We start from the raw sequence: 19,440 nt of genomic DNA, 5'->3' as shown, positions 1-19,440 counted from the left end.
TGCCCAGAGCATTAGCTTTGGGCAGTTTTTTTTATATGGTTTTCACATCAAAAAAAATTTTTTCTATTGTTGATCCCATAGACGGATTTTCAATTTTAATTCCCACGTGGAATAATTTTCAATATCTTCGGTTATGTTTAAATGCTATTATCAAATATTCTTCTCTTAAACATCAAATCATTTTAGCTATAAATGAAGGCTATGATGGCACATTAGAATTCGCGGATGAACGGCAAATTAGTTACGTGCATTTTAAGGAAAATGTTGGAGTGTGTATAGCTGTTAATGCCGCTCGATCATTAGCAGTATCTGATTACCTTGTTTACATGAATGATGATATGGTGCCACTACCTGGTTGGGATTTGGCATTAATGGAAGAGGTACGAAAAAGCGACTCAAAATTGTTTATGATTTCTTCCACGATGATTGAACCTTATGAAACAAATAATCCCTGTGTAATCGTTCAAAATTTCGGTTCAGATTGTAAAAATTTTGATGAAAATGCAGCCCTTCTATTTGCAAAAAAATATTCTAAAAATAATTGGAAAGGAGCTTCCTGGCCTCCATTTGTGGTACACAAGGATGTTTGGGATATCGTCGGTGGTTTTGGTATTGAATACTCTCCTGGATTTTACTCTGATCCCGATTTTTCTCTTAAACTTTACTTAATAGGTGTTCGCCATTTTATAGGCTGTGGTAAATCTTTAGTATATCATTTTGGAACAAAATCTACAAAAAGAGTAAAAAAAAATAATGGAAAAGATTTGTTCCTTTTAAAATGGGGCATAACTGCCTCAGATTTTTATTTCAATATTCTCAATCTTGGAGATGATTTTGAAACAGAAAAAAATCAATCGCAAATAAATTTGTTTTTTAAAATTAAGTATTTTATTAAGTCTTTTAAAGCATTATTAAATAGGCCTATTAAACTTATCAAATAGCAATTTTATTCTCATTTAAAAAGCTTCTAAGTCCTTGCCACTTTAATATACATTCTTTAATTTCAAGAGGCTTTACGGGCTTTGATACAAAATCATTCATTCCTACTTCTAAACATTCATCTCTATCCCTATCGGTCGCGTTAGCTGTTACTGCTATAATTACGGGTCTATCGCTAATATTTTTCAATATTTGTTTAGTGGCTTCTAATCCATCCATTTCGGGCATTTGTATGTCCATAAAAATGATGTCATATCTATTTGATAAAGCCTTATCAACTGCTACTTTTCCATTTTCTGCTATGTCAGCCGTATATCCAAGATTTTTTAACATCATTAACATCAACTTTTGGTTCACCGGATTATCCTCAGCTACAAGCAATTTTAAAGAAGGATCAAGTTCAATCTTTCTGAATACTGTATTTTCTTTTACAATGCTTGTTTTATCAGCTTTGCGCAGTAAAATGTTGAAGGTGAATGTGCTGCCTTTATTAATTTCACTTTTTACACTTATTGATCCACCCATTAAGTTAATTAACTGTTGGGCTAATGCTAAGCCTAATCCTATTCCGCCGTGCTTACGCGCATGTGATCCATCGGCCTGTTTAAAGCTGTTAAATAGATCATTTAATTTTTCCTTTGAAATTCCCTGACCAGTATCTGAAATTGAAAATTCTATTTCTTGAATATTATCATTATTTTTCAATAACTTTCCTGATATTACAACTTTCCCTTTTTGTGTAAATTTAAATGCATTACTTATAAAATGAACAAATATTTGTTTGATTCGCAACTCGTCTCCAACGAGAACTTCATCAATAGTTGGATCTATTAAAATATCCAAATCTATACTCTTATCTTTTCTAAAGTGATTTGTCAATTCTACACTTTTATTGATAATTTCTCTAATATTTAATTTGTTGTATTTTAATTGAATTTTACCAGACTCTAAGTCACTTAAATTTAAAATATCGTCGATAATAGAGGTCAATCTTTCAGTATTTTGAATGATACTTTCAACCTTATTAAGTCTATTTGGATCAGTTTCATTTGTTTTTAACATCGAGGCCATTCCCATAATTCCATTCAAAGGAGTTCTCAGCTCATGAGACATCGTTGAAATAAATTCATTTTTTGCTCTTGCTGATTCTTCTACTGCTAAATAAAGTTGTTTGATTCTTACGCTGTATTTGTACATCAAGAGAAAAACATGTATTCCTAAAAACAGGAAAAATATAATTCCATCAATAAGTACATTAGATGTGAAGAGGTGAAATTCATTATTTAAAAAGTAAAAACTTAAAAGAAGCAATGAAAAAGCACCTAACGAACTTAAAATTTTCTTTCGCTCGTTAAAAATTACAGTTTTTGAAAAAACATAAAAAAGATATAATGTAATTACAGGAACAAACCCAAGAAAAAATGCTGGAAGGATCATAGTAATAAAATACGTTGGTATAATAATTCCTATTACACCAAATAAAAGCAATATAAAGCCTAATACAAATGCTATGTTTTTATTTAAATACTTTGGAAAATTGTAATAGATGTAAATTATAAATGAGCTAAATGTTAACATCATTGAAAATACGCCAATTTTAATAAACAGATTATAATTTATACCTTGAAAAAATGAACTGAATATGTCGCTTTTGTAAATGCTATATTGAATAGTAAAAAATAATGAGAAAAATGAGAAAGATATAAATTCGTAACTTAATTTTCCCATAAAGTATATAAAAAAGAAGATAATTGCACTAACAAGAAATGAACCTAATATTATCGCATCAGTAATAAGAATTTTATTATTAATGTTTAACAAATAATTATGTGCTCCAATAATAGGTGGTGATGTAATTCCACCTTCAAAATGATCAAAATTTGATACGTGAATTACAATATCAAATGTTTTGCTTTTCTGAGGGTCTAATTCTATAAAAACTGTTTTTAGTGCGGGTTTATAACTGCTTTTGTCTTTTGAAACTTCTCCTACAGAAGTATAAAGGTCTCCATTAACATAAAATTTTGAAGCACAGTAAATTTTTGGAAATTTTAAAGCAAGACGTGGGTTTTCTTCACCTAATTTTATACGAGCATAGTATGTTCCATAGCCTGTATTTGATTCAATAATTCCAGCTTTATTTAATTTGTGCCAGGTTTCGTCAGCGTTGATTCTATATCCTCTCAGATTTTTTAACGAGTTTATTTGTTTGCTTGAGTAAAACTCATTTGGAAAGTAAATCCATCCACTTTTTAATACTGTGGGATAATCATTGTAATAGTTTTTAGTAGTCAAGTCAAATACTTGACCTGCAGATTTAGAGGTGATTAAAAGAAAAACAAAAATTAAATTTAATATTCTGAACATAATCATTTGTTGGTTCAACATTTATTCCATTAGCTTATGCAGTTTTAATACTTTGAAATTCAGGCATTACGTTCTATTTCAATGAATTGATTTGTCCAATATTGAAAAGTATTTCCATGATTGGGAATTTTAATTAATCTTTTAATGTTAGACAATTTTTATACAACTCTTTAATTTACATAGGTTAATATTTTTGCTTACAAATAAAATATAGATGAGTGAAATTAATAAAGAATTGCAAATCATAGCGGAAGAAATAGAGAAATCCTCTCAATTTATAAAGGATATAAAAAACGAACTTTCGAAAGTCTTGATCGGACAGGAGTACATGGTCGACAGACTTTTAATCGGGTTACTCTCTTCAGGTCATATATTGCTTGAGGGGGTACCCGGATTAGCTAAAACCCTGGCAATTAAATCTCTGGCTTCGTGCTTTGATGCAAAATTTTCAAGAATACAGTTTACGCCCGATTTATTGCCTTCTGATGTTGTAGGCACCCAAATATATAATGTACAAAAAAATGAATTTACTGTTCGCAAAGGTCCCATTTTTGGGAATTTTATATTAGCCGACGAGATCAATAGGGCCCCTGCCAAAGTACAAAGTGCTCTGCTCGAGGCTATGCAGGAAAAACAAGTGACCATTGGCGAAGAAACTTTTCAAATACCGGAGCCGTTTTTAGTGCTAGCCACACAGAACCCCCTTGAACAGGAGGGTACTTACCCATTGCCAGAGGCACAGCTCGATCGATTTTTTATGAAGGTAGTTATTACCTATCCCAATGAAGAGGATGAATTGAGAATTTTAAGGAATTATGTCAATCAACTTGATGATATAAATGTATCACAAGTAGCCTCACTTTCACAGGTGTTGGATGGCCGACGTTTGGTTTCGTCTATTTACATGGACGAGAAAATTGAAAAATACATCGTTGACCTGGTATTTGCTACTCGTAAGCCGCAGTTATACGGTTTGGCCCCACTAAAAGCCCTTATTTCTTATGGGGTGTCACCAAGGGCTACGTTGGCTTTAGCAAAAGCAGCTAAAGCTAACGCGTTTTTACAGGGTAGACCTTTTGTACTGCCCGACGACGTAAAAAGTGTAATACACGATGTTTTTAGACACAGAATAGGTCTTACTTATGAGGCAGATGCTGAGGAGTTGACTACTGATTACATCATCGACAAATTAATTGAAACTATCCAGGTACCTTAAATGGATACAAAAGAGCTGCTAAAAAAGGTAAGACAGATAGAGATTAAAACCAAGAAGCAAAGTAATGATATTCTTACAGGAAGTTATCACTCTGCTTTCAAAGGCAAGGGTCTAACTTTTTCAGAAGTAAGACCTTACACCTATGGCGATGACATTAGACGCATCGATTGGAAGGTTACAGCTCGTCTTTCTGAACCACATGTGAAAATAATGGAGGAGGAAAGAGAGCTGACCATTTTGCTTTTAGTTGATCACAGCACATCGATGTCATATGGTACAAAAAATGCCGAAAAATCGGACTACGTAGCTGAAATAGCCGCATTAATAACCCTATCTGCACTTAAAAACAACGATAAGGTAGGATTAATTACTTTTACCGATAAAGTAGAAAAAGTTCTAAAGCCCGCTAAGGGCAGATTTCATGCACTCAAAATCATCAGAGAACTAGTTTTTAATAATAATATTTCACCATCTTCTTCGATTAACGAAGCAATTCAATATGTAAATAAAGTATTCAAAAAAAGAACAATAATCTTTTTAATATCTGACTTTATGATTGATGATTACAATGAAAAACATTTCAGAAAATTATGTGCATATCACGATGTAACAGCAATACGAGTACAAGATCCTATTGAAATATATTTTCCACCGTTAGGTTATATTAAAGTAACAGATATTGAAACCAATACATCCTATTGGATTAATCTTAATAAAAAGAATGTTCAATCATATATTGAATATCGCAATAAAAAAAATGAGCATGTGAAAAAGATGTTTCAGAAATTTTCTGCTGGTTTTATTGACCTTACTACAAATGACAATTATTTGAAGTCATTAATAAAGTACTTTTCTGAAAGATGAAACGAAGATTAAGTGCGAGTTTTGTAATACTTTTATTTTTTTCTTTTCAGGTTTTTTCACAATCTGAGAAAGTGAAAGTTATTCTAAAATCTAACAGCATAGCTATTGGTCAATCTTTTGATTTAATTTTTCAATTGCCAAAGTCTGAGCGTATAATTTATCCTGAGTTTAGTGATACTTTAAGTGGATTCTATTTTCTTTCTAAATGGGATACTTTGTTAATAGACTCAAATAATATTTTTACAAAACTTAATGCTGTATTATTTGATACTGGGGTTTTTACCCTTCAGCCGCTTATTTTTCTGATAGATTCTAATAAGCTTTTTTCAGATCCTGTAACAGTACATGTGTTTATTCCGCCACTCAATGATGAAGTTGAAATTTATGATATAAAGGAAAATATTTCCTTTTACGACAATCGTTGGATATTATGGATATCGTTAATAGTAGTAACTGTGATACTTCTTTTCATTTTAATAAAATATTTACCGAAAAGAGAAAATACAATTGACAAAGAAGAAATGCCCCAGATAAGCCTGGAAGACCAAATAATTAAAAGTATAAAAGAATATTCGAATATATATGAGAAAAATGGAATGCAATCAAGCGAGTTTTTTTTTAAGATTGATAGTCTAATACGCGAATATTTAGAAAAAAAATACAACCAACCCTTTTTAGAATCTACAACTTCAGAAATCCTTTCATTAATCTCTTCTTTGCCATTAAGTATTTACTATAATGAAATGCTGAAACAATTTTTTAAATATTCGGAGATGATAAAGTTTGCAAAGGCGTCCGACAATAGAGTAAAAACCCAAGAAACTATACAAAATTTACTTCTATTTATTCAAAGTCAGAAACAAAATCCTTTCATCATCCAAACCCAGAAAAATTAGTTGGTTCAAATGTTATTTGAGAGGCCTTACTTATTATTACTTTTAGTCATCCCAATTCTATACATAATTAATTATTTTGTTACAAAAAGGCAATTCTATCCCAATTTAATAGTAAGCCATAATTCATTTATCCAATTTAATAGTCGTTTTATTAATCCTGAGATAATTGGAAAACTGCTTAAAGCTTTCTCAATTATTCTTTTACTAATTTCTGCATCGGGGCCATATGTTAAACAAGAATTCAGAAAAACTTTAGATGGACAGGGAATTTCAATAATACTTGCCATCGATATATCAGCAAGTATGTTGGCAAGAGATTTTAAACCTGATAGACTTAGTGCTACAAAAAAAGTGGCTACTGAGTTTGTACTAAACAGAACAGATGATTTAATTGGAATAGTTCTTTATGCAGGAGAGAGTTTTACTAAAATTCCATTGACAAGTGATAAAAATGCACTCGTAAATGCGATTGATGAAATTTCTTATGGCTTAGTGGATGATGGTACGGCTATAGGAATGGGTTTGGCAACTGCAGTAAATCGAATTAAAAACTCACCAACAAAAAGTAAGGTTATTATTTTAATGAGCGATGGTGAAAACAATAGTGGAGAGATTGATCCTATCACAGCCGCTGAAATGGCAGCAAAATTTGGAATTAGAGTTTATACTATAGGTGTGGGTACAAAAGGTTACGCCTTAACGCCAGTAGCATATGATTTTTCCGGTAATTTAATCTTTGAAAATCGCCAGGTAACGATAGATGAAAATTTACTTAAAAAGATTGCGAATATTACAGGTGCTAGCTATTACAGAGCTACAGATAGTGAAGCTTTGAAAAAAATTTACGATGAAATAAATAAACTTGAAAGGTCAAAAATAACCGAGATAAAATATGACACAAAACGCGAATATTTTATGCACTTTTTATATTCCGGTTTGGCTTTATTTTTGTTGGATTGGCTACTAAAATTAATTCTGTTTAGAAATTTAATTGAATGAACATCGAATTTCAATATTTTGACTACTTCATTTACGGCGTTTTCCTTTCTATAATATTATTTTTTATATCTGGTATTTTAATTATTAAATTTAAAAAAAAATCTAGAGATATTGTCGAAAATGTTTTTTATGAAAGAATATTTAAAAACTTTGATTACAAAAGGATTATAAGTAAATATTTTGTAAAATTTTTTATTCTGATATTTTTGTTTTTATCTGTAGCAAATCCGAGAGAATACACTGCAACTCGAAAAAAACAATCATCGAGTTGCGAAATAGTATTTTGTTTAGATATTTCCAATAGTATGTTAGCTGATGATATATCACCTAATCGATTAGAATTCTCTCGTCAAATTTTACTAAATATTTTAAAGAACATCGAAGATGATATGGTTGGATTAGTTGCTTATGCCGGTACAGCAGCCATTCTACAACCAATGACCTCAGATTTAGAGAATGTAATATCTATGGTAAAGTCCATTAATACAGATTATATTTTAACACAAGGAACCAATATTGAGGAGGCACTGATGCGCTCTATTTCTTTGTTCAATCCATCAAGTTCTGCGGATAGAATTTTGATTCTTCTTACCGATGGTGAAGAACATGAAGGCCAAATGAAAAGAATTCTTGAAAACTTTAGAGAATTAAATATAAAATTATTGATTGTAGGTGTGGGTACTGTAGTTGGAGGACCGATTCCTATTTCTAATAATCTGGGAAAAGATTATAAGAGAGATAATCTTGGAAATGTGGTGATTTCTAAACTAAATGAAAATCAACTCAAAGAATTAGCTCAAAAATTAGATGGATTATACCTTCAATCAAAATCTATTTCTCAAATATCTTCAGTATTATTACAAGAAATTGATAAGGCAAAACGTATTGACACGGAAAGAAACATACAAAGTGGATATTCAAATTTATACTATATTCCACTTTTCGTTGCTTGCATATTATTATTAATTGATTTAATAGTATTTGATTATTTGTACTTTATCTTAAAGAAATGAAAGATTTTATAAAAATAGTAATTTTTTACTTAATAAATATTTCTATTGTGCTAGGGCAAATTTCACCGTATAAAAGAAAAATAAATGAAGGTAATGAATACTTCGACAAAAAAAGATATGAAGAGGCCAGTAATATGTATAGAGAAGCTATCTCTAAACGAAAAGATAAGCCAGCTGATGAAGCTCAGTACAATTATGGTAATTCTATCTATAAGTTAAACAACTTTGATAAAGCTATTTCAATTTTTGAGAACTTAGCACAATCAACCGAAGATAAAAAAATTCGTTCAAGGGCATTTCATAATCTTGGTAATTCATATTACCAAAGGAAAGATTATAGAAATGCATTGGAAGCATACAGAAATGCCCTTATTTTGAATCCGGAAGATGCTGAAACACAGTATAATTATGCCAGAACATATTCGATGATTATGACTGGTCAGAATCAAAATAATAATAATAATAATTCCCAAAATACCAATGAATCAAAAGAAGAAAATAGAAAACAAAACACAAGTACAAATGAAGGAAATAATTCGGATAATAAAATAGAGATGGATGAAAAAATATTAGAGAATATCTTAAAATATATCGAATCAAAGGATCAGTCAATTCAGGAAAAGGTTAGAAATAAAGAAAAAAAGAAAAATAAAACAGGAAAAAATGAAAAAGATTGGTAAATACATTTCCTTTATATGGATTGCGCTTTTTCTTCAGTATTCACATATGATTCTAGCTCAAGAATATCAATTAATTTCGAGAGCTTCAAAATATAAAGTTAATAAATATGAGGAATTTGAAATTAGCTTTACTATTAATGGACAAGGAACCAACTTTAGCGAACCAAAAAATCTTAGGGAGTATTTTACAATCGTTTCTGGTCCAAACAATAAAGTATTTTCAACTTATGACAATACAGGATTTAGAGTTGAACAATCGATTTCTTATATAATTCTTGCAAAAAAAGTAGGTAAATTTATAATTTCTGAAGCGTCAATTAATGTAGGAGGCAAAATTATTAAATCTAAACCGATTGAAATTGAAGTAACTGCTGCCTCTACAGATGAAATATCTGATCCTAATGATCCTAAGTTTATTGCTAAAAAACTCGCTTTTGTAAAGGTAAAAATTCCAAAAAATAATTTGTATGTTGGTGAAGGGATGGTAGTTGATTACTTATTGTATTACAGGACTTCAATTTCTAACGTTGAGATTTTAAATGAACCATCTTTCAATGGGTTCTACTCTGAAGTAATAAAAGAAGAAGCTAAACCATTTCAGGAACAATTAAATGGAGAATTATACAATGTTGTGCCTTTAAAAAGGTTTTTGATATTTGGACAAAAAGTTGGGAAATTTGACTTAGGTTCTCTTGAAGTTCGTATTCCTACTGAGGTGCCTACAAATAGACGTGATTATTTTAATCTTTTCTTTAATTCAGGTACAGTTGTTAACCAAATTTCAATATATAAAGTTCCCATTATAACAGTTAAGCCTCTTCCTGCTTTAATTTCAAATAAGACTCCATTTTCTGGCGGAGTTGGAAATATGAAACTCAAGGCTGATTTAAGCAAATCGGAAGTGAAAGTAGGAGAAGCTATTTCATTAAAAATTTCATTGGAGGGTTCGGGAAATATAAAAATGGTTACCCTACCCGAATTAACATTTTCAGAGCAATTTGATCAATATGAACCCAAAATATATGAAAGATATTCTATTACATCAAAAGGATACCAAGGTTTAAAAACCTTAGAATATATACTCGTTCCTAAATTTAATGGAAATCACAAACTACCTAAAATTTCATTTTTGTATTTCAACACTTCCAAAAATTCATATGAAGAAATAGTCATTGATAATTTGCATATAAATGTAACTGGTGGTTCAAATTACAGTGAAGAAAATTTTGAATCAAGAACGAGGGTAGATAATAAATTAACAAGCAATACAGGCTTAAAAGATATATTATTTATAAAAAACTCTTTTAATCAAAGAAAAATTTTCTATTCAGTCAGTTCATCTACTGTTTTACTTACATGGGTATTTGTTTTGCTACTGTCTATTGTTATTATATTAATTCTACGATTGTTTTTTATCGATTATTATGGTTCTTTACAAAAAACAAAAGAAGTAAAAAATAAACTTAGGGAAATTTTAAGATTTGTAGAAAATTCAGATGTAAATCTAAAAGAAAAACTTAACTACTTGAATAAAAATTTCAAGAAGATTATTTATGAAAGCTCTCAAAATTTGGAAACTAATAAGACTTCATTGAATGATTTATTGTTAAATTCTATTTTTGCCAATGATTTCCAAAACTTATTAAAGATTATTTCAGACTCAGAAAAGGCGATTTACTCCGGTATGAATGACGAAATAATTTCATCCATTATTTCAGAATACATACGAATCTTAAAAAAGTACATAAATTGACAATAAAAATGAAGAAAAATTCTGTTATATTTTTTTTATTATTTTATCCTAAGATTATTTTTGGCACCGTGGATTCTGTTTTTTTTAAAGCGAATACATTCTACAAAGAGGGTAATTATCAAGAAGCCTTGTTTTTATATGATTCTTTGATTAACACTAATATAATTTCCGGTGAATTGCTGTATAATATAGGGAATACTTACTATAAAATTAATAAATTAGGCTACTCAAGATATTATTATGAAAAGGCGTTATATTATATGCCTTTTGACAATGATTTAATAACGAATTTAAACTTTTTACTCAGCAAAATTCCTGGAGATTTTGGTTTCGGAATTCCATCATTAATTGAAAGGGTTCAAAATTTCTTAAGATTTTCTAATTGGAAGTTTATTTTTATCCTTTTTTCATTTTTGATTTTAGTTCTTTTTATAATTAAATTCTGGCAATATTTGAATAATAGACTTTCTGAAAATATTGTAAAATCTATTCTTTATGTTATCTTAAGTTTTGTAAGTACTTTTTTATTCACTGTCTTGAATGATGAGCAAAAAAATCGTTATGCAATTGTGGCTGAGAGTGTTTTAACGAAGAATGAGCCTTTTGAATCATCAGTCGATTTATTTAAACTTAATGAGGGTACAAAAGTTATTTTATTTGAAACAGACGGTGATTACGTAAAAATTAAATTACCTGATGGAAAAACTGGTTGGGTTAGACAAAATGCATTGTTACATTTATAGTATTGAAGATACATCTGTGATTTATTTGTTTGTGATTCTTAAATAGCCTGAGTTCAATTTTGCACAACATAATTTTGTGCAATCCTGAGTATATAAGTGTGATGTATTATTTTTTAGAAGGAACTGTTGAGTATTTACAGCCTACGCAATGCGTACTTAATGTAAATGGAGTTGGCTGGCAGCTGCAAATCAGCGTATTTACATTTGAAAAATTAGTTTTAGGTCAAAAGTTCAGGTTGTTTACACATTTGATTGTTCGAGAGGATGCTCATGTTATATATGGTTTTCTTAGCGAAGGCGAAAGAGAAATTTTTCAGCAGCTCATTAGTGTTTCGGGGGTTGGAGCTAATACGGCAAGATTGATTTTGAGCCATTTAAGGGTAGATGAACTAGTAGAAGTGATAGCTTCTGGAAATGTTAGCAGGCTTAAAGCGGTAAAAGGTATCGGAACTAAAACGGCTGAGCGTTTAATCATTGATCTGCGAGATAAGGTCACACATATTAACGAGAATTACGCAACTAAATCTGCCACATCAAATACTAAAGCAGCTAAGGATGCGTTATCAGCTTTAGAAGTTTTAGGATATCCACGTCCTTTGGCAAGTAAAGTGGTAGAAAAAATAGTTCAAGAAAATCCGGTTTTAGACGTTGAATCGATCATTAAGTTGGCTCTAAAGAATCTGTAGTAGGGGGTGAGAATTCGTACGGTAGCTCATATTGTTGTTTTACTATTGGGTTTTTTATCACTAAGTGCATTTCGTTTACCTTCATTTACCTCGAGAGGGGCTACTTCAAAAATTCTCATTGAACAGAGCGATACTACCAAAGATTCTACGAAGTACGATGTGCGTAAGCCTTCATCATTGAATTTGAAAGACCCAGCTAATTTTAGGACGGAGCTCGACTATGACCCGGTTCGTAACCTATACATAGTTCGAAAATTTATTGGCAACACAGTCATTGACACACAGTACTACACACCTGAAGAATTTCGCAGAATACAATTTGCACAGGAGGATAGTAAATATTGGTCAGATAAATCTGGTAGTGGCGGTGGATTACGGGAGCGAAATAAGCAAGCAGATCCCAGGGAGTCGGGTTCTGCACTGTTGCCGTTGATTGAGGTGAAGGGCGAAGCTTTTAAAAATATTTTTGGAAGTAATACCATAGAAATCAGGCCTCAAGGATCAGCAACGCTCACTCTTGGAGGCAGATTTCAGCGCCTTGAAAACCCTATGATTCCGGTTCGGAATCGAAGAACCTTCAACCTGGTTTTCAATCAGCGCATCCAGATGAATGTAAACGGTAAAATCGGGACGCGGCTAAATTTGGGATTTAACTATGATACGCAGGCGACCTTTCAATTTGACAATCAAATTAAAACACAATTTACCGGAGAAGAAGACCAAATTCTAAAAAAACTTGAGTTTGGTAACGTAAACATGCCTTTAAACAGTTCGCTGATCACAGGTGTGCAAAGTCTTTTTGGTGTAAAAGCACAGATGCAGTTTGGGAAGACAACGGTAACTACAATCTTTTCAGAGCAGAGAAGTCAAACGTCATCCATCAATCTACAAGGGGGTGGAGCAGTACAGGAGTTTTTTATCCAGGCTGATCAATACGAGGCAAATAGACATTATTTTCTCTCGCATTATTTCCGTGAGAATTACGAGCGCTTTTTGGCAAATATGCCGGTAATCACCTCACCTATTCAGATTACCCGAATAGAAGTGTGGGTGACGAACCGCCGAAATGTGACAGAGAATGTGCGCAACATTGTTGCCTTCATGGATTTGGGCGAGGCCGATAGAGCTGGATGGGCATATCGCCATTCACAGAGTGGACTAAATGATCCAGATATTTTCTCCGGGACTGTGGATCGCCGGCACCCAGAGTTGCCACACAATCAAATGAATAAACTCAATCCTTCAACGATTCAAAATGAATACGCCGGGATACGCAATATTGCCACTGCTAATGCGGTGCTGAGCCAGGCCAGATTTGAGCCAGGCATCGATTTCGAAGACCTTACCAATGCCCGATTGTTAAGTCCGAATGAATACACCTTTCATCCACAATTGGGATATATCTCTCTCAATCAGGCACTCAATCAAGATGAGGTACTTGCAGTAGCGTATCAATACACGGCTAATGGCAAGACCTACCAGGTCGGTGAGTTCAGTAATGATGGGGTATCTCCTCCTTCTACATTGATTTTAAAACTTTTAAAAGCTACCTTGCTGAATGTAAAGGTGCCCATGTGGCATCTGATGATGAAGAATGTGTACTCTTTAAATGCCTTTCAAATCAACCCACAAGATTTCAGGCTCGATGTGTTGTATTGGAACGATGAGACGGGAGTGCCGATACCTTTCCTGCCGGAGGGCAGTCTGAGAAACGAACTGCTACTGCGCGTGATGGGGCTCGATAAGCTGAACAATAACAACGACCCCTATCCTGACGGATTTTTTGATTTTGTACCTAATGTAACCATTAATCCCCAAAATGGTCGGATCTATTTTCCTGTGGTAGAGCCATTTGGGCGCCACCTGGCATCGAAGCTCGACAACGACGAATTGAGGGCCAAATACGTATTCCAACAGTTGTACGACAGTACGCGCTTCAGAGCTCAAGAAATGACAAAGCTGAACAAATTCTTTCTGAAAGGAAGGTATAAATCGGCTACAGGCAGTGAAATTCAACTGAATGCTATAAACATTCCCAGAGGTTCAGTTTCAGTAACGGCCGGAGGTGTAAAACTGCAAGAAGGTACACAATATACTGTAGACTACAATCTAGGTAGGGTTAGGATTCTGGATGAGGGCATAATTAATTCCGGTCTGCCCATTCGCGTTGATTTTGAGAACAATGCGCTCTTCGGAGCCAATGTGAAAACATTTGCGGGCATTAATGTCGATCATCGCGTGAGTGAGCATTGGAACATTGGAGGCACCTTACTGCACCTTCGCGAACGACCTTTTACCCAAAAGGTAAATCTTGGCTTTGAACCCATTGCTAACACCATTTGGGGATTAAATACTCAGTACAGCAATCAGGCGCCCTTTTTGACAAAGTTGGTCGATGCTATTCCCTTTCTTTCTACCAAGGCACCATCTACCATCAATGCTCAAGGGGAATTTGCGCAGCTTATTCCCGGTTCTCCAAGAGCAATAAAGCTCAATCGCGAAGAGACAACCTATATCGACGATTTTGAAAGCTCTCAAACCCTTATCGACATCCGGAATCCCATGCGCTGGCAGCTGGCCAGTGTGCCCTCAGGTCAACCAGAACTCTTTCCGGAAGCTGAATTCAACAACGATATTCGGATTGGCTTCAACCGCGCTAGACTTGCCTGGTACACCATCGATCCGCTGTTTTTCCAGGCCAATTCTCAAACACCAGCAAATGTGAGGGCTGACCGTGTAATGCGCTCGAATCATTACATGCGCGAGATATTGGTGAGGGAGGTTTTCCCCAACAGACGTCTCGACCCGGCTATGCCGCGAAACATTCCGACGCTCGACCTGGCATATTATCCCGATGAAAGAGGTCCTTACAATTTCGATGTGGAAGGTGAACCGGGAATTTCTGCCGGTTTAAATGCCGATGGAAAGCTCAACAACCCGCGTAGCCGCTGGGGTGGAATTATGCGTGAACTGCTCACCAACAATTTCGAAGAGCAGAACATAGAGTTTATTCAATTTTGGCTGCTTGACCCATTTTTAGAAAATCCTAACTTAAAGGGTGGAGACTTATATTTTAATCTGGGCAATATATCTGAAGATATTTTAAAAGATGGTCGACAGGCTTTTGAGCAAGGAATACCGATCGACGGCAACTTAAATCAGGTGGACTCTACTGCATGGGGAATTGTGCCTAAAATTGTACCTCAAGTTCAAGCTTTTAACAACGAACCAGGTGCGCGCGAGGTACAAGATGTTGGTCTGGATGGACTAAATGACGAGCTCGAACGCCAGTGGTTTGCGCACAATGGACAGACCTTTATACAGCGTGTAGCAGCTCAGTTTGGTTCCGGATCAGCCGTGTATAATGCTATTTTCAATGACCCGGCGGCAGATAACTACGAGTTTTATAGATCAAATAACTATGACAATCAAGGAGCTTCTATTTTAGAGCGGTACAAAAGATGGAACAATCCGCAAGGCAACAGTGACATTACTCAACCGGATGGCTATCCGAACACAGCTACCAACCGACCCGACATGGAGGACGTAAACTCTGATCAAACTTTGGCGCGTTCAGAAACCTATTTCCAATATCGCGTATCTATTCGTCCTCAAGATTTACAAATTGGTAAAAATTACATAACAGATGTCTTTCAAACCACCACTGATGTTCTGCCTGACGGTAGTCGCAAGCCTGTCATATGGTATCAGTTTAAAGTGCCTATTTTCTCACCGGATAAAGTGATTGGCCCGATCAGCGATTTCCGTTCTATACGTTTTATTCGAATGTTTTTGCACAATTGGGAAAATCCAATCGTATTGCGCTTTGCAGCCTTAGAACTGGTGCGTGGAGAGTGGAGGCGTTATCCGTTTTCACTTTCGGGCATTCGCGATGACTTAGCCACCGACGATAGCGACGGAACCCTTTTCGAGGTTAATGTAGTAAATCTGGAAGAAAATGGGCAGCGCAATCCGATTAATTATGTATTGCCACCTGGAATTGAACGTCAGGAGCTCTTTGCAACTTCGTCCATTCAAGCTCAGAACGAACAGTCACTTGCTATACGGGTATGCGATCTGAAAGATGGAGATGCAAGGGCTGTATTTAGAAATCTCGCTATGGACATGCGTCTGTATAAGCGACTGAGAATGTTTGTACATGCCGAACAGCGCGATGCCACCAAACCGCTGAAAAACGGCGATCTCACTGCTTTCATACGTCTTGGTGCCGACTTTAATCAGAATTATTATGAATATGAAATTCCCTTACAAGTAACTCAATGGGGCGAGGTTGACCCACGATTGATATGGCCGATAGAAAATGAATTTGACATCGATATGGAAGAAATCCGGCAAATCAAACTTCAGCGCGATAAGGCTGGATTTCCACTACAGAGCAGATTTACGGTGGACCTTGGCAACAGAAAAATCACCATTGTGGGAGCGCCAAATTTGGGCAACGTGCGCACCATTATGATCGGTATTCGAAATCCCAAAAAACAATTGGGTGACCCGAATGACGACGGATTGCCCAAGTGTGCAGAAATCTGGGTAAATGAACTTCGACTTGGCGGATTTGACAATCGCGGAGGATATGCTGCTGCCGGTAGAGTAAATGCTCAACTGGCTGATTTTGCTAATATCACTCTCTCTGGCAATTACTCAACTGTGGGATTTGGCTCGATCGATCAGAACGTTAATGCCCGCCGAAAGGAAGAGATCATTGCCTACGACCTGCAATCCAACTTTGAACTCGGCAAATTCTTCTCCGATAAAGTGCGATTGCGCATACCCATGTTTGTGGGATATGCCGAAGAGTGGCGCAATCCGATGTTCAACCCGCTGGATATGGACATTGAATTCAAAGATGCACTTCGAAACATAGAAACACTACAAGAACGCGACTCCCTGCGAAGAATCGCTCAAACCTATACGTTGCGTAGGGGAATTAACTTTGCTAATGTTCGCAAGGAGAGAACGAACACACGTCGGAAACCCCAGTTTTACGATATAGAGAACATAGCATTATCCTACTCTTTTAACGAAATTTATTTTCGAAACATCAACACCGTTTCAGACATTCGTCGCGATTACAAAGGTTCTTTGAATTACAACTACCAGGCTCAGGTTAAACCCGTAGAGCCATTTAAAAAAATCAAGTTTCTGCAAAACAAGCATTTAGCTCTCATTCGTGATTTCAACTTCAACTACATGCCCTCGCGCTTCACCTTCAGAGCGGAGCTGTGGAGGATTTATAACGAGGCCGAAATGCGCAATACGGATAACCCAACGTTTAGATTGCCTACTACATATCAAAAAGCTTTTACCTTCAATCGCATCTACGACGTTAGCTGGGATCTTACACGTGCCTTAAGAGCCGATTTTCAAGCACGAATGTTTACCCGCATTGATGAACCGGACGGACCTGCAACGGCAGATTCGGTGCGAAACGCCATTCGCGAAAATCTGCGGGCAGGTGGACGACCGACCAACTACCACCATACGCTGAATGTAAACTACGAAGTTCCCTTCAGTAAAATTCCATTGTTGAACTTTATAAACACGAGTGTTCGCTATACAGCTGATTTTGACTGGACCACTAACTCGCTTTTGGCTATTTTAAATACAAACAATGATTCGCTTAACCTAGGAAATACCATCCAAAACTCCCAAAGCTGGCAATTCAATGGCCAGGCTAATCTTGTTAACTTCTATAACAAAATCAAGTTTCTTCAAGAAGCAAATCAAGGCAAGGCACCACAAAGACCCGGTCAGCAGCGACCAAATGTGCCGGCATCTTTACGAGGAAATACCAATCAACCCAACCAAAATACCGACAAAAAAGAAGAAGAGAAGGAATCGGTATTTCGAAAAATAGCTAAATCGTCGGCGCGCATCCTAATGAGCCTACGCAGTGTAGGGGGAGGATATACCACTACCCGAGGAACTCTCTTACCTGGTTACATGCCCACGCCTGGAATACTTGGTCAAAATGCTTCAGCACCAGGGTACGATTTTGCCTTTGGTTCACAGCGCGATATAAAGCCTAAAGCCGCTGAAAATGAGTGGATTACCAAATCGCCATTGCTCAACAATCAATTTTCACAAACACACACTGAGAACCTTAACCTCCGCGCTACCATCGAACCGATCAATACCTTCAGAATCGAACTTACCTCGCAGAGAAACAGTACATTTAATCAAAACGGATTTTTCCGCTACGATGCCACAGCCTTTGACTATCAGGTTCAAAACCTTTTTCAGATGGGTACATATACCACATCTTTCTGGGCATTTCGCACATCGTTTGAAACCCTGCGAGGTCCTGACTTCAGAAGTGATGTGTATGAGCAATTTCTCAAAAACAGAGAGGTGATTTCAGAGCGCCTGGTGGAACAACGCAAACAAATCGATCCAACATACAATCCAACTTTTAACAATAATCCTGACTCAGCGAATTACGGTTGGCAGGGATACAGCTACGCATCGCAAGATGTACTAATACCTGCTTTTATTTCGGCCTTTGCTGGTCTTGATCCAAGATCTGTTTCGCTTGACCCCCGTTATAGAAGAAGTTCAATTCCCTTACCAAACTGGCAGCTCACCTACGACGGATTAACTAAAATCCCCTTCTTCAACAAGCACTTTTCGAATATTGCCCTTAGACACGGCTACACTGGCACCTACACGCTTGGTAACTTTAACACAAACCTTATTCGCCAGCAGCGCATCGAAGATGGAGAGCCACCTATCAATGAAAATGGCGATTTTCTACCGGAGTTTCAAATCGTATCGGCTACCATTGTAGAGCAATGGTCGCCATTATTGGGTGTGAACTTGCGCATGAAAAATTCATTAACCCTACGCATCGACTACAAAAAAGACCGCACTCAGAATCTAAGTTTAGCCAATAACCAACTCACCGATTCGAGAGGAAATGAAATAGTGGTCGGTGCAGGTTATGTGGTCAAAGACGTGAAGCTGCAATTTGTAAGTCTGGGCGAAACTGGTAGAAAACCTCAATCTAACCTCGAGCTGCGCTGCGATGTGTCAGTGCGCGACAATCAGGTTATCATTAGGCGCATCGTTGAGCGCGTAGATCAGGTAACTGCCGGTAGCCGTATCACTACCATAAAAGTATCAGCCGACTACGCCATTTCTGCACGAGTAAATGCTAAGGTTTTTTACGATCAGATTATTTCAACGTACAAGACTTCCAACGCATTTCCTACCTCTAATACCAATGTGGGTATTTCAATCCGAGTTAATTTGGCGCAATAAATC

At 35.6% G+C, this 19,440-nt stretch carries 12 protein-coding genes; 11 read left to right on the top strand and 1 reads right to left on the bottom strand.

Annotated features, from left to right (window positions below; all coding sequences use genetic code 11):
• The first annotated feature begins 17 nt into the window (after positions 1–17).
• A complete protein-coding gene (locus ACK4EX_RS00405; RefSeq protein WP_409768572.1) occupies positions 18–941 on the top strand; it encodes a glycosyltransferase family 2 protein in 924 nt (307 codons plus the stop codon).
• Here the strand turns inward: ACK4EX_RS00405 and ACK4EX_RS00400 are convergent.
• Complete coding sequence (locus tag ACK4EX_RS00400) at positions 934–3,306, bottom strand: response regulator (protein ID WP_409768569.1); 2,373 nt, start codon at positions 3,304–3,306, stop codon at positions 934–936. The genes ACK4EX_RS00405 and ACK4EX_RS00400 overlap by 8 nt on opposite strands.
• Before the next feature lie 214 nt (positions 3,307–3,520).
• Between ACK4EX_RS00400 and ACK4EX_RS00395 the strand changes: the two genes are divergently transcribed.
• The 10 genes from ACK4EX_RS00395 (at position 3,521) to sprA (ending at position 19,437) form a co-directional block, all read left to right on the top strand.
• Complete coding sequence (locus tag ACK4EX_RS00395; RefSeq protein ID WP_409768566.1) at positions 3,521–4,522, top strand: AAA family ATPase; 1,002 nt, start codon at positions 3,521–3,523, stop codon at positions 4,520–4,522.
• Entirely contained in the window at positions 4,523–5,386 is an 864-nt protein-coding gene (locus tag ACK4EX_RS00390; RefSeq protein ID WP_409768563.1) for a DUF58 domain-containing protein, read from the top strand. It abuts the gene before it with no gap.
• Complete coding sequence (locus ACK4EX_RS00385) at positions 5,383–6,282, top strand: hypothetical protein (RefSeq protein ID WP_409768561.1); 900 nt, start codon at positions 5,383–5,385, stop codon at positions 6,280–6,282. The genes ACK4EX_RS00390 and ACK4EX_RS00385 overlap by 4 nt, the downstream gene beginning before the upstream one ends.
• A 9-nt stretch (positions 6,283–6,291) precedes the next feature.
• On the top strand, positions 6,292–7,281 hold the full coding sequence (locus ACK4EX_RS00380; protein WP_409768558.1) for a VWA domain-containing protein: 990 nt from the start codon (positions 6,292–6,294) through the stop codon (positions 7,279–7,281).
• Entirely contained in the window at positions 7,278–8,294 is a 1,017-nt protein-coding gene (locus tag ACK4EX_RS00375; RefSeq protein ID WP_409768556.1) for a vWA domain-containing protein, read from the top strand. Before ACK4EX_RS00380 ends, ACK4EX_RS00375 begins: the two co-directional genes overlap by 4 nt.
• Complete coding sequence (locus tag ACK4EX_RS00370; RefSeq protein WP_409768553.1) at positions 8,291–8,974, top strand: tetratricopeptide repeat protein; 684 nt, start codon at positions 8,291–8,293, stop codon at positions 8,972–8,974. The genes ACK4EX_RS00375 and ACK4EX_RS00370 overlap by 4 nt, the downstream gene beginning before the upstream one ends.
• Complete coding sequence (locus tag ACK4EX_RS00365) at positions 8,958–10,727, top strand: BatD family protein (RefSeq protein ID WP_409768550.1); 1,770 nt, start codon at positions 8,958–8,960, stop codon at positions 10,725–10,727. The genes ACK4EX_RS00370 and ACK4EX_RS00365 overlap by 17 nt, the downstream gene beginning before the upstream one ends.
• Before the next feature lie 8 nt (positions 10,728–10,735).
• Positions 10,736–11,470, top strand: a complete 735-nt coding sequence (locus tag ACK4EX_RS00360) for a hypothetical protein (protein ID WP_409768547.1) — start codon at positions 10,736–10,738, stop codon at positions 11,468–11,470.
• Between the two features lie 101 nt (positions 11,471–11,571).
• On the top strand, positions 11,572–12,156 hold the full coding sequence (ruvA, locus tag ACK4EX_RS00355; RefSeq protein WP_409768543.1) for a Holliday junction branch migration protein RuvA: 585 nt from the start codon (positions 11,572–11,574) through the stop codon (positions 12,154–12,156).
• Positions 12,157–12,162: 6 nt separating this feature from the next.
• Positions 12,163–19,437 (top strand): cell surface protein SprA, encoded by a 7,275-nt coding sequence (sprA, locus tag ACK4EX_RS00350; protein ID WP_409768540.1) that lies wholly within the window; start codon positions 12,163–12,165, stop codon positions 19,435–19,437.
• Positions 19,438–19,440 lie beyond the last annotated feature (3 nt).

The sequence above is a fragment of the Thermaurantimonas sp. genome, assembly GCF_046299575.1.
Lineage (GTDB): Bacteria > Bacteroidota > Bacteroidia > Flavobacteriales > Schleiferiaceae > Thermaurantimonas.
The sequence above is the reverse complement of the archived record's forward strand: the minus strand, read 5'-3'. Positions and strand labels throughout refer to the sequence as shown.